Annotated in this window: 11 protein-coding genes; all 11 read left to right on the top strand. The window is 42.4% G+C overall.

Annotated features, from left to right (window positions below; genetic code table 11):
* Positions 1-66 precede the first annotated feature (66 nt).
* Positions 67-858, top strand: a complete 792-nt coding sequence (locus tag G613_RS0111545; protein WP_029232788.1) for a LicD family protein — start codon at positions 67-69, stop codon at positions 856-858.
* Positions 858-2,666 (top strand): aminotransferase class I/II-fold pyridoxal phosphate-dependent enzyme, encoded by a 1,809-nt coding sequence (locus G613_RS0111540; RefSeq protein ID WP_029232787.1) that lies wholly within the window; start codon positions 858-860, stop codon positions 2,664-2,666. Before G613_RS0111545 ends, G613_RS0111540 begins: the two co-directional genes overlap by 1 nt.
* A 49-nt stretch (positions 2,667-2,715) precedes the next feature.
* Positions 2,716-3,681: an ornithine cyclodeaminase gene (locus G613_RS0111535; protein WP_029232786.1), complete on the top strand. Its 966-nt coding sequence runs from the start codon at positions 2,716-2,718 to the stop codon at positions 3,679-3,681.
* A 62-nt stretch (positions 3,682-3,743) separates the two neighbouring features.
* Positions 3,744-5,231, top strand: a complete 1,488-nt coding sequence (locus G613_RS0111530) for an MBOAT family O-acyltransferase (RefSeq protein WP_029232785.1) — start codon at positions 3,744-3,746, stop codon at positions 5,229-5,231.
* 36 nt (positions 5,232-5,267) lie between these two features.
* Positions 5,268-6,392, top strand: a complete 1,125-nt coding sequence (locus G613_RS0111525) for a hypothetical protein (RefSeq protein ID WP_029232784.1) — start codon at positions 5,268-5,270, stop codon at positions 6,390-6,392.
* A 20-nt stretch (positions 6,393-6,412) separates the two neighbouring features.
* The gene (locus tag G613_RS0111520; protein ID WP_029232783.1) at positions 6,413-7,387 is read left to right on the top strand and encodes an SGNH/GDSL hydrolase family protein; all 975 of its coding nucleotides are present in this window, start codon (positions 6,413-6,415) and stop codon (positions 7,385-7,387) included.
* A gap of 70 nt (positions 7,388-7,457) precedes the next feature.
* Complete coding sequence (locus G613_RS0111515) at positions 7,458-7,928, top strand: hypothetical protein (protein WP_029232782.1); 471 nt, start codon at positions 7,458-7,460, stop codon at positions 7,926-7,928.
* Positions 7,921-8,265 (top strand): hypothetical protein, encoded by a 345-nt coding sequence (locus tag G613_RS0111510; protein WP_029232781.1) that lies wholly within the window; start codon positions 7,921-7,923, stop codon positions 8,263-8,265. The genes G613_RS0111515 and G613_RS0111510 overlap by 8 nt, the downstream gene beginning before the upstream one ends.
* A gap of 66 nt (positions 8,266-8,331) precedes the next feature.
* Complete coding sequence (locus G613_RS0111505) at positions 8,332-9,012, top strand: DUF4230 domain-containing protein (RefSeq protein ID WP_196805056.1); 681 nt, start codon at positions 8,332-8,334, stop codon at positions 9,010-9,012.
* Positions 9,002-9,775, top strand: coding sequence for a hypothetical protein (locus G613_RS0111500; RefSeq protein WP_029232779.1), 774 nt, complete (start codon positions 9,002-9,004; stop codon positions 9,773-9,775). Before G613_RS0111505 ends, G613_RS0111500 begins: the two co-directional genes overlap by 11 nt.
* A 338-nt stretch (positions 9,776-10,113) precedes the next feature.
* Positions 10,114-13,680, top strand: a complete 3,567-nt coding sequence (locus tag G613_RS18715; RefSeq protein ID WP_029232778.1) for a GH25 family lysozyme — start codon at positions 10,114-10,116, stop codon at positions 13,678-13,680.
* Positions 13,681-13,766: the final 86 nt, after the last annotated feature.

The following is a 13,766-nucleotide window of genomic DNA, read 5'->3' as shown; positions in this document are numbered from 1 at the left end:
AAAGAAGCATACATTGATTAAATCTTTAGAATGAATGCGAACTAAAATAGAAACGAGAAGTAAGTTATGAGAAAAGCAGAATCAATAGAAGAGTTACACGGTATTCTGTACGATATGCTTTTAGAAGTAGATCGGATTTGTAAAGAAAACAATATTAGATATTTCCTGGCCTTTGGCACAGAGATTGGCGCGGTCAGGGATCATGGATTTATTCCATGGGATGATGACATAGACCTTAAGGTTATGAGAGAGGACTATGAAAGCTTCAAGGCAGCCATGAAAAAGAATTTGAAGGCGCCCCTGGAGTTTGTAGAGCCCATCGACAATAAGCCTTATTTTTTTGATTTTGTTCCTAGACTTATCAATACAGAAGTTACACTTAGCGGTGAGGACAAGCTTCAGAATCACCCTGCAGTCGATATCTTTCTGGTGGACCATGTTCCGGCAGATAAGAAGCTTCAGAAGAACATGTATCGCAAACTCAAGATGATACATGCTCTAACTATTTCCAAGAGACGAAGGATTGATTACAAGGATTACAAGGGTATTCAGAAGCTTGGTATCTTTGTGATCAGCACAGTTGGAAAGCTCTTTTCCCTGGAAAAGCTGATAGAGATGTATGACAGGCAGCAGAGGAAATATGAGAAGGAGAAGACACCTTTCCGTTTCACCAGCAATTTTGCCTTCGGAATACAGGCCTTTTACGACTTTGATATTTATGAAAGCGCTACAGAAGTACTTATGGAAAAAGATAAGTTCCCATGCCCGGCAAGGTACGATGAGGAACTTAGGCTTGTTTACGGCGATTACATGACACCCAAGAAGATGGGAATTGTTCATTTTGAGGAGAATGAGTAATGCAGGCGATTATTTTAGCGGCAGGAATGGGCAAGCGCTTAAAAGAGCTTACTCAGAACAATACAAAGTGCATGGTTAAGGTAAATGGAGTTGCCCTTATAGACAGGATGCTCCATCAGATAGAAAAAAAGAACATGTCCAGAATTGTGATTGTTGTGGGCTACGAAGGGGATAAGCTTAAAAGTTATATTAAGACCCTTGGCATTACTACTCCAATCGAGTATATCGACAATCCAATTTATGATAAGACCAACAATATCTATTCACTGTCACTTGCCAGTGACTATCTGGTAAAAGAGGATACGATTCTTTTTGAGTCAGACCTGATTTTTGAAGACGAGGTTTTGGACGTGCTTATAGAAGATCCAAGGGATACCCTTGCTCTTGTTGATAAGTATGAGTCCTGGATGGACGGAACCTGCGTTAAGCTTTCCGAGGACGATAGCATCGAAGCCTTTGTTCCCGGCAAGAAGTTTAAGTTTGATGAGATCAAAGACTACTACAAGACAGTAAATATCTACAAATTCAGCAAGCACTTCTCTGAGACACACTATGTGCCTTTCCTTAAGGCATATCAGTCTGCTCTTGGACAGAATGAGTATTATGAGCAGGTTCTGAGAGTTATCACTATGCTTGATGAGCCTGAGATTAGAGCCAAGAGGCTTGATGGACAGCGCTGGTATGAGATCGATGATATTCAGGATCTTGATATCGCAGAGTCTATTTTTACTCCGGATGAGGATGAGAAGGTAAGACTTCTTCAGAGCAGATACGGCGGATATTGGAGATATCCTAAGCTCATTGATTTCTGCTATCTGGTTAATCCTTATTTTCCTCCTGAGAAGATGAAGGATGAGATAAGGGCTAACTTTGATACGCTTCTTACCGAGTATCCTTCAGGTATGAGGGTAAATAGTCTTCTTGCTGCCAAGAATTTTGGCGTGCATGCTGAGAATATTATTGTAGGAAATGGCGCAGCGGAGCTGATTAAGAGCCTTATGGAGAACTTTGAAGGGAAGGTTGGTTTTATCCGTCCTACCTTTGATGAGTATCCAAACCGTTATGACAGGGCTACTTCTGTGGACTTTGTTCCGGATAATGCGGATTATTCCTACACTGCAGATGATATCATGAACTTCTTTGCGGATAAGGATATCAGCAATCTGGTTGTGGTTAATCCTGACAATCCAAGTGGTAACTATATTCCTAAAAAAGATCTGCTTCGCATTATAGACTGGTGCGGTGACAGGAACATTAAGCTTGTAATAGATGAGTCTTTTGTAGACTTTGCAGATGAGCCTGATAATACGTTGATTTCACAGGCTCTTTTGACAGAGAATAGGCACCTGTATGTTATGAAGAGTATTTCCAAGTCCTACGGTGTTCCGGGACTTCGCCTAGGAATTCTGGCTTCCGGAGACGTAGATGCAATTGCAGCCATGAAAAAAGATGTGGCTATATGGAACATCAACTCTTTTGCAGAGTTCTACATGCAGATTGAGGAGAAGTATAAAAAGGACTATGTGGTTGCTCTTGAGAGATTTAGGAAAGAAAGAGCAAGGTTTGAAAAGGAGCTTTCCGGCATTAAGGGGCTTAGGGTTATTCCATCCCAGGCTAACTTTGTCATGGCAGAGCTTGATGCTGACATTTCTCCCAAGGAGCTTCTTAAAAAGCTCCTGATTAAGCATAATCTTTTGATAAAAGAGCTTACGACCAAGACAAACGGACGTAATTACTTAAGGCTTGCAGTGAGAAATACGGAAGATAATGATGTTCTGATAAAGGCTCTGAGACAAGAACTGCAGTGATTTGGAGTTTCTTGGATTAAATAAGCATTGGTTTAGGGACTGATTGTGGATGAAAATAGTAAGTTTTGAAGATATACAGAACATGAATATTTCGCCGGTTAAGTGTTATGAGTGGGTAAGCGAGATGATTAAAGCCAAGGACAGCGCAGTCCTTCCGCCCAAAACTCATATGAACAGGCCGGGGAATGTCTTTTGCAATGTGATGCCCTCTATGATAGAGACGGCTGATGGCACCATGGGGGGCATTAAGGTTGTGACTCGTTACCCTGAAAGGAAGCCTTCTCTTGATAGTGAGATTCTCCTTATGAACGCTGAATCCGGAGAAGTTCTGGCCCTGATGGATGGTAATTGGATCACTGCCATGAGAACCGGGGCAGTAGCAGCCCATTCCGTGATTACCTTTGGTAAGAGCGGCTTTAAGACTATCGGTATGATAGGCCTTGGAAATGTGGCCCGCGGAAGCCTTCTGGTTCTTGCTTCTGTCCTTACGGATAAGAAGTTATCTGTTAAGCTTCTTCGCTACAAGGATCAGGCTGAAAGCTTCATGGATAGGTTCAAGGATTTCAATAATCTCGAGTTTGAGATTGTGGATTCTGTTCGTGAGTGCATACAAGGGTCAGATGTGGTGATTTCCTGTGCTACTTATTTTGAAAATGACATTGCAGAGGATGAGTGGTTTGACGAGGGCGTTCTTATTGTTCCTGTGCACACCAGAGGATTTACTAACTGCGATCTGTTTTTTGACAAGGTCTTTGCTGATGATACCGGACATGTGGACCACTTTGGAAACTTCTCCAAGTTCAGGTACTACGCTGAGGTCAGTGATGTTGTAAATGGAAAGGCCTGCGGTCGTGAAAGCGACAAAGAGCGTATACTTGCCTATAATATCGGGGTTTCTATCCATGACATAAACTTTGCAGCTCACATTTATAAGGAGCTAAGTGGGAATATGGAAGCTTTTAAGAATCTTTCCGATGCGGATATGAAAGCGCCCACAGATAAGTTCTGGCTGTGACTACGGCCATGAAAGAGCCTGCAGATAAGTTTTGACTGTAACAGTAGTTGGGGGATTAGGATATGGTCTTTAATTCCTATGAATTTGTTTTGATTTTTTTGCCTATATTCCTTCTTGCTTACAATGTTCTTCGCAGCATTGGCAGGAAGAAGGGAAATGCAAGGGTGCTGGTAGATCTTTGTATCATACTGGGATCTTTGTGCTTTTATGCTCTTTTTGGAATGAGAAATCTGGCAATTATATTTATCAGTATTTGTATCAATGTCTGCACAGCAATTCCCATGAGCTTCATGAGAGAGCGGGGGATAGGGATTTCTCTTTTTGGTAGAGAAATCCTGATTCATAAGCTCTGGCTCTCTATTGGCGTGATCCTCAATGTGGTTTTGCTTTTGTTCTTTAAGCTATGGGGAGTATTCCTTCCTATCGCAATCAGCTTTTATACCTTTAATCAGATTTCATACATTGTTGATCTTGAGAGGGGCGATATCGAGAAGTTTGATATTATGAACTATCTGGCTTACATTCTCTTTTTCCCTAAGCTCCTTCAGGGACCGCTTATGGGCTATGGAGATTTTGACAAAGAGGTAAAGGCGGCCTGTGAGAAATCTTTTGACTATGAGATTTTCCTTCGGGCTATGTATCTCTTTTCCATTGGTGTGTTCAAAAAGGTTATTATGGCAGACACCATCGGAAGAGCCGTGGATGCTAACTTTCAGTGGCTTGTGGGCATGGGAAGCATCGAGGCGGTTTTGACAGCGGTATTTTATTCCTTCCAGCTGTACTTTGATTTCAGTGGTTACTGTGACATGGCAGCAGCTGTTTCCATGATGCTTGGAATCGAGCTTCCAATTAACTTTGACTCACCCTACAAGGCTGTTAATATCGTTGATTTCTGGAAGAGATGGCACATTACCCTCACCAGATTTTTTACCAAGTACGTGTATATTCCTCTTGGCGGCAACAGAAAGGGCGAAGTCAGAACCTATATCAATTTCATGATCATCTTCCTTATCAGCGGCTTCTGGCACGGAACCGGCTGGACCTTCATTATATGGGGCGCCATGCACGGTGTGCTGTATGTGATTACCAGGTGGTATGGAAAACATAGAGAAAATGCAAAGATTAATGATGTGAGTGTTGGTGGAGCGATTGTAAAGGGAATCAAGATACTACTTACTTTTATTTATGTAACCGCAGCCTGGGTGTTCTTCAGAGCAGAGACTATAGAAGACGCATTGATCTTGTTCGGGCAGATATTTAAGGGCGGGGTAAGGAGCTTTAGCAATGGTTTTTCCGCAGCCTTTCAGATTGATGAGCTGTGGTACATTCTGAAGGTTACACCTCTTATGAAGCTTAGTAACGCCTGGGAACTGTGTGCCTGGATATTCTTTGCATGTTCCGCAGTTATGATTTTCTTTTTCCCAAATGCGGTTAGACGCTGCAAAGAGGTTAAGCTTGGAATTGGAACAACGCTTCTGACAGTACTTCTGCTGGTATGGAGTATTGTGAGCTTTGGCGGAGTTAGCACGTTCCTGTATATGAACTTCTAAGGTATCAGGAGATGCTTTGGATACGTGGACTTGAATATGAAAGATAATACGGATTTATCAAAAGAAAAATTGAATACTTCTAGTAATAATAGCAGAAAGTACCGTAGGCTCTTTATCTCCTTCTGGGCTATTCTTTTGGCAGCCTTTGTTCTGGTTGGAGGAGTTGTGGTGTATGTGGATCCTTTTTTCCATTATCACAAGCCAATACCGGGATTTCCTTATGTGGTGGATAATCAGCTGAGCCAGAACCCGGGAATGGCAAGGAATATGAACTACGATTCCTGCATTATTGGATCCTCAATGACTGTAAACTTTGATACAGATGATTTCAAAGAGCTGATGGGGCTTGATACCCTGAAGCTTAGCTGCAGCGGGGCCTATCCAAGAGATGACTACAACATGTTATCAATTGTATTTGATCAGACTAGCTATGCCAGAAAGTCCAATCCTGTAGAAGCAGTATTTTTTGCAATTGATATTCCTGTAATGGCGGCAGATATTGATACTGTTAAGTACGAAAGACCCGAGTATCTCTACGATAACAATATCTTCAATGATGTGAAATATGTGCTGAATAAGGATGTTATCATGCAGTACATTTTTAGGCCCATTGTGCAGAGGCAGGGCACGGATTTATCGGAAGCTTATTTTAGCTGGTGGACACCAGATTATTACAATATTCAGTGGGTTATGCATACCTATGAGGAGCCGGAAAAGGTTGAAGAGGAGCTTCCTGCGGATGCAATGCTTGAAGCTACCAAAGAGAATCTTGAGGAGAATATCCTCCCCTTTGTGGAGGAACACCCAGAGACTCAGTTTTATTTCTTTTTCCCTCCATATAGCATTTTGTACTGGCACAATGTGATACAGGAGAATTCTCTTGAAGCAACCTTTGTTCAGTATAGCTACGTGGCATACAGACTTCTTCAGTACGGAAATGTGCATCTGTTTTACTTCCAGAACATGGGTGAAGTTACTGATCTTAATAACTACGCAGACTATTCTCACTACAAGCGTGAGATCAACAGATATATGGTGGAGTGCTTTGCAAGCGGAGAGCACCAGGTTTTCACATCTGAACAGATGCAAATGGAGCTGGATAAGATGCGTGGTATAATAAATGAGTTTGATTTTGAAGATTTGTTTTCTAAGGATTGGTAATTATTGAGGAGAATAAAATTATGAGAAAAGAAGAAAAGAACTTTAGCTTTCAGGATATTCCGGTATGGGTTCACCTTGTTTTTGGTGGAATAATCATAGCAGTTATAGCATTTTCTGTGTTTAAGCTTGTTCGCTGGAACATGGGAACAGCTGAACTTGATACCACTGACACCGGAAGCCAGGAGGTTGAGATTGAGGATCAGGTTTTTCTTTTAACTGATGACAAGAAGGCCGGCCATGAATTCGACGATGAGGAGACTATTCTTTTCCTTGGTAATGATGCTCTGACATATGATTCATCTGAGACAGGAGTAGTAGCCCAGATTGGAAGCAAGCTTGGCGCAACCGTAATCAACTGCGGATTCCCAGGCTCAACTGTGGCTATGAAGAACATCCAGGTTTCTGATGATTACAAGCTGGATGCCTATAGCTTTGTGAACGTGGTTAACAGCATGGTTTCAGGGGATTACAGTTTGATGGATGCCTACTCATCATCTTTTGATGATTATGCTTATACCCAGACGACCTGGGATCTTAAAAATGTTGATATGAACAAGGTTGACACAATTGTTATCTACTATAATGCTCAGGACTATTTGAACATGCGCATTGGAATGAACCCTGACAATGAGTTTGACCCTGTTACCTATAGAGGCGCTCTTAACTCAGGAATCAAGGCTCTTCAGGATGCTTATCCATACATCAGGATTGTGTGTATGTCTTTTACCATGTGCTATGCCTATGATTCAAGCGGCTCAATCGTAAGCGGAGACATGGTGGACTTTGGAAACGGAAGGCTCACTACTTATCGACAGTTTATGCTTGATGTATCAGGTGAGCGTGGTGTAACATTCATAGACAATTACTACGGAACCATCCACGAGGACAACAGTGCAGAGTGGATGCTGGACAATATCCATGTAAATGCGGCCTGCAACGAGCATGTGGCTCAGCACTTCGTGAATGTGATCTATCCGAACGGCACCGGACATTGATAATTTGGTAAAAGAGATTCTGAATATAATACTCTGACAAAAGGAATACGATTGGAAGTAATAATAGAAAATGAGTGATTTGGAAGTTAAGAAAAAGAAAATAGGACTTGTGGATTTATTGCAGTTGCAGGGCGCAGTAGTTGTGTACTCACTTTCGACTGTAGCCGGTAAGCTTGCATCTGACTATGAGTTTTTGTCTTTTAAATACATTTTGTTTTTTGGCCTGGAATTTGTGATCCTTGCTGTGTATGCCATTATCTGGCAGCAGATGATCAAGAAGTTCCAGCTTTCCATTGCCTGTGCTAACAAGGCTCTGACACTGATGTGGTCTATGCTGTGGAATTTTATTATCTTCTCGACGGGAATTACACTGTGGAAGGTTTTGGGAGTCATTCTTGTTATCGTTGGAGTTGTTATCATGAACTCTGATGAAGCCGGGGATGAAGTTGAAAAAGAACCAGCGAATAATGCAGATGCTGATATTGAAACAGTGAATGATATGAGAAATGAGTCAGCAGGAAAGGAGAACGGTAATGTTTAATATATTCTTCTTTCTTATGATTTTGGCTGAACTGGTGGCAGCCAGCTCCCAGATGCTTCTTAAAAAGAGTGCGGGAAAAGAGTATCCATCTTTTATCAGAGAGTACCTTAATGTGCTTGTTATCAGCGGATACGGCCTGCTTGTTGTTTCGATGATCATCACAATTTTTTGCTATGGCGGCCTTGGCTACATGGGAACTGTAGTAATGGAGCCAATTAACTACATTCTTGTAATGATCATGAGCAGGATTTTCTTTAAAGAAAAATTTACAAATAAAAAGATTATTGGTGTGCTGTTTATTATTGCCGGAATCGGAGTTTTCTACGGACTTGGATGAGGTGTAGGTAGTTCATTTTTGAAATTCCATGGATGGAGATAGTATTTTGTTATGGAGGGGAAGCTTATGAAGAATCAGTTATCTCAGACTCGGAATAAAATATATCTTGGAATTATAGTGGTATCCGCCATTGCGATAATAATCCTTGGAGCAGGATACATCGGAGATAGGAAAAGAGCTGACCAGGCCGCAGCGCCTTCGAGTGTTGCCATGAAGGGCAGCAGTGACAAGGTCCTGGTGTCTGTCAGCACGGAGGTGATTGAGGACGGCCTTGAGAATATGGGAGTTCTCATAACCCAGGAGTACTATTTTACTCAGGTTGAGACCTATACCAAGGAGAAAAAGATTCTGAATCTGGTGCCCTCAACTTCGGAGCTGGTGTACAGTTATGACGGCGCGGTTATGGCGGGGATTGATTTTGAACAGATCAAGATCACCAAGGACGAGGAGTCCAAGACTTTGTCTGTGGATATACCACATTCCATAATCCAGGCGGTTACTATAGACAAGGATTCGTTTAAAGTTTTTTCGGAAAAAGATTCTCTGTGGAATCCCATGAAGCTTGAGGATTATAACGATTCTCTTTCTGAGTTTGAGGAGGCTGCCAAGGAGAAAGCCCTTGAAAATGGCATAATCGAAAGGTCTGACGAACAGGCCAGGGCTTTGGTTGAGAATTTTATCGGGAATTTCCCATCAGCAAACGGATATGAGATTAGATTTGTGTGGAGGAATAACTATGAACCTTAAGAAAATTGCCGCAGTTGCAGTACTTTTGTTAGTAGCCGTTATTTCTTTTACCAAAATAGCACCATGGGCAGCAAGCCCCTACAATCATACTCACTCTATTGAAGAGACGGATAGCAAGATCACCACGGTTATGACCCTCTCGGGAGGAGCAGCCGGAACCAGTGCAACGCTATCTCTTTTACCGGGAGATATGTGTACTCCTATCGCGGAGCAGCTTGCGGAACTATCCAAGTACTTCTTGGTGATCCTAAGTGCGCTGTATCTCATGAAGTTCATGATCAGCCTGTCCGGATACATTGCATTTTCTGTGCTGGTGCCTATTGCCTGCCTAATCTGCTGCGGAGCAATTATTTTTGACAAAAAGAACTGGTATCAGATTGCAGGAAAGATTGCTTTTATCGGACTGGTCTTTTTCCTTATTGTTCCTGCCAGTGTTAAGCTGTCCGACATGGTTTATCAGACTCAGGCAGAGAGCGTAAATGCTGCAGTTGAAGAGTACAATGAGTTGGAGATAGAAGGGGATTCCGACAGCGGATTCTTTAACGAGTTCACAACAATTACGACAGACACGGTTGATAAGGTTACTGCATTTTTGAGCAGTCTCCTTGAGTCGCTGGCAGTTATGATAGTAACTTCCTGCGTGATTCCTGTTTTGGTTTTTGTGTTCCTGGTATGGCTGGTGAAGACTATTTTTACAGCCAATGTTCTGACGCTGGATAATGGCGCTATAAATGCGCTTGTAGATAAGCTGAAAAAGAACTGAAGAATACAAATCGCAATTATTGGATGTTTCTTATTGTTTACCGAATAAGAGACATCCACTTTTTATGTGGTCAGCAGGAAAAGAGTTGGATTTAACTTGTTATATTTATTGTGCAGTTTTTAGAAATGAGAATTTGTGATGAGAAGAGGCTTAGGAAGGTTATGATGCCGAACTGAAATGGGGGATATATAGGTAGGTTGTGGATTTAGTGCCAATAGTGGTACAATAGCACTAAATATGGTGTACATTGGGGTTAGTGTGTACACCGGTAAGTTTGAAAAAAGTGTTGTGCATGAAGGAGTTCTTTTGATGGACTCCTGCTATAAAGGGGATTTAGTATGAAGAAGTTATTTGGGCTTAAGGCCAAGGATAAGAGAAACCGCGACAGGTATAGAGAAGAGGTCCTTGATTTGGATAGGGAGTACGACGAGGACGAGTACTACGAGGATGACGAGGAATATCCTGAAGAGGATTACCCTGAGAGAGATTACGCTAATGATGTGAGGGACGATCAGGAAGATGACTATCCGGAAGATGCGGATGATCGTTATGAGGATAGGTATGAAGATGATTATCCCGAGAGAGATTACGCCGACGATGTAAGGGATGATCAGGAAGATGACTATCCGGAAGAAGACGAAATAGACGACAGATACGAGGATGATTACCCGGAAGAGGATTACTCAGATGATGAGTATGGTGAGTATTACTCTGACGAAGACGATTATCCCGGTGATGATTACCCTGAGGATGAAGATGAGGACGCATATTATCCCGGGGATGCCAGATATGAGGGAAGACGCGGCCGCGGCGACAGAAAAGATCGCGGAGAATCCGTTCCTTCCAAGATAATCGGATTTATTGCAAATACATCAGCTACAGAGAGAATCGCAGCTATCTTTGCATTACTAATTTTGGCAGGTGCTATTGCCACTGGTTCGTTTTACGTAAAGGCTATGGGTAACAGGCAGCAGCTTGATTCCTTCACTGAGGTGGGCGCTGATATGGCGGAAGTAACTGTCATTGGACAGGGCGGCCTTATTGCGGTTGCAGATGCAGAGCGTGCAAAAGCTATGGCAGCAGAGCTCGTTTCTGAAGATGCAATGCTTGAGGAGGAAGAAGAGGAAGAAGTTCCGGATGATGCTGAGAATGTGACTATTAAGATGACTCTTACCAGTATCAAGAGTGATATGAAGGTTAAGTTCATCAACTCTCAGACCGGTAAGCTCGTTGCAAACCTGCCTCTTGAGATTGATGTTGAGACTCCTGACGGATCCAAGGTTACCTATAACGACCACGATCAGGACGGAATTATCTACAAAAAAGATATTACTGCCGGCGTTTACAAGATAACTCCCAAGGAGCTTCCTGCCGGCTATGAGAATTATAAGCTTGAGATCAAGACCCAGAGTCTTACTGTTAAGGATCAGGTCGAGATGAAGGCTGTCGATGTCAGCAATGAGGTTAAGAAGGAATCTCAGGTCAACGCCGCTAAGGAAGATACAGCGGTTAAGGCTGAGGTGGAATCACAGCTCAAGGATACGGTTGAGTGGGTTGAAAGTACTAAGACTGCTGTAGGCGAGAGTACTGATGGAACCTATACTTATGAAGAAGTTAAGAAGGATTCCATTCCGGATCCGGGCAGTTCAACGATGGTTGGTGTTAGACCATGGATGTTTATGATGCTTAGTAGTACTACAGATGTTTCTATTGAGGATAATGATACACCGAAATCTTCTGAACCTGGCCAGGATGCAAGCACAGGCGGAAGTTCAAGCGAAAGCTCCAGTGGAAATTCTTCTGAGAGCGGAAATAACGGAGATAACAACGGAGGCGGATCAGGCTCAGGCGATAGCGGCTCCGGATCGGGCGATACACCTAAGCCGGAAAAAGAAAAGCTGTCAATTAACGTATCAAACACAACCATGACAGTAGATGATACTCAGACAGTATCAGCAACAGGAACCTCCAAGAAGATCACTTTTTCATCTGATGATTCAAGTGTTGTATCTGTTTCAGGAGATACACTTACAGCCAAGAAGGCAGGCAGCGCAACAATTACTGCTTCTGCAGATGACTGTGAGTCAGCTGCAGTAACAATTACTGTAAAAGAAAAAGAGAAGGTTAACAGCAAATTCTCTGTTGATGGAAATACAATTACCGTAAAAGCCGGAGCAACTGCATCAATTGGTGCTTCAGCTACAAGTAAGATAACTTACACATCTAAAGACACAGCGATTGCCACAGTTTCAGCAGATGGTGTTGTGACCGGAGTAAAAGAAGGAAGCACCAGTATTTCCCTTAAAGCTGATGGTTATGATGATGCAGTGGTAAATGTTACGGTAAGCAAGGCTGATAAGAAGGACATGAAGGGCGTTTCAGCAAATCCTTCAATGAAAGTTGGAGATTCAACCAAGATTACTGTTACCGAGCCTTCAAAAGTATCATTTAAGTCTGACAATGAAAAGATTGCGACTGTTGCTTCAGACGGTACTGTTAAGGCTATAGCGGAAGGAACTGCAAATATTACTCTTTCTGCAGATGGATATAACGATGCAAAGGTTGTTGTTACCGTTGCTAAGGCCGACGCAAAGACAATGACCATAACACCTGCATCTGTAAATGTGAAGGTTAGCGATACGGTTGCACTTAAGGTAGAAGGACCCAAGAAGGTCACATTCAAGTCTGAGAATGATAAGGTGGCTACAGTATCTTCTGATGGTAAAGTTAAGGGCGTATCTGTAGGAACTACAACAATTAAGGTTACTGCTGACGGCTACGCTGAAGTAGTTGTAAACGTAACGGTTGTTGCTAAGGAAGGTAACAAGGTTCCTATGAAGATTAGCAAGATTACTCTTGTTGAAGGCCAGTCAGTTAAGGTTTCTTCATCAGAAAAGAATCTGGCTATCAAGCTTGAATCTTCCAAGACAGATGTTGCTACCGTTTCAGACACAACTATTACCGGTAAAGCAGCAGGAGAAGCTACAATTAAGGTTACTGCGACCGGTTATGCAGAAAACACAATCGCAGTTACTGTTGTAGCTAAGTCAAAGACCCTCAAGGATAAGGACGGAAATGTTCTTTGGGTTAAGAAGGAAGATGGCAGCTATAGAGAAGCTACATTGGAAGACTATTACAACAAGAACATCAAGTTCTACTTAAGAAAGGCTGCAACAAACTATAAGTACACCGGATGGCAGACTATTGAAGGAAAGACATACTTCTTTGACAAGAACGGTAATTATGTAACAGGTGAGCAGGTTATTCAGGGAGCCAAGTATTCTTTTGGCTCGGACGGAGCCCTTGCAAATAATGCCGGTGGAAGAGGAATTGATGTAAGTAAGTGGAACGGAAACATTGACTGGGCTGCAGTTAAGAATTCCGGAATCAATTTCGTTATCATCAGATGTGGTTACAGAGGATCCTCAGAGGGTGCACTTATCGAAGATCCTACATTCAGAAGAAATATCCAGGGTGCGCAGAATGCAGGCATCAGGGTTGGCGTATATTTCTTTACCCAGGCTGTCAATGAGGTTGAGGCAGTAGAAGAGGCTTCAATGGTTATCAACCTGATTAAGGGCTATAACATTTCATATCCTGTATACCTGGATGTGGAAGCAAGCCATGGCCGTGGCGATGGAATCAGCGCAGCACAGCGAACAGCTAATATCAAGGCTTTCTGTGGAACTATCCAGAATGCCGGATATAAGGCTGGTGTGTACGCTAACAAGACCTGGTTTACAAGCTATATCAACACATCACAGATTACTAATTACAAGATCTGGCTTGCTCAGTATGCTGAAGCTGTAACATACTCAGGCAGCAGATACGATATGTGGCAGTACACTTCCAAGGCAAAAGTAACCGGAATTAATGGTTATGTTGACATGAACATCTGCTACTAATAAAAATGAATCACATAAAACCCAGGAAACAAGCCGAGTAGAGCCAATTATTAAGCTGGACTTCTACTTGACTTGTTCTTGTGGTA

The organism is Butyrivibrio sp. VCB2006 (assembly GCF_000420945.1).
Lineage (GTDB): Bacteria > Bacillota > Clostridia > Lachnospirales > Lachnospiraceae > Butyrivibrio.
Note: the sequence above shows the minus strand (reverse complement) of the source record. Positions and strands in the feature narration are given on the sequence as shown.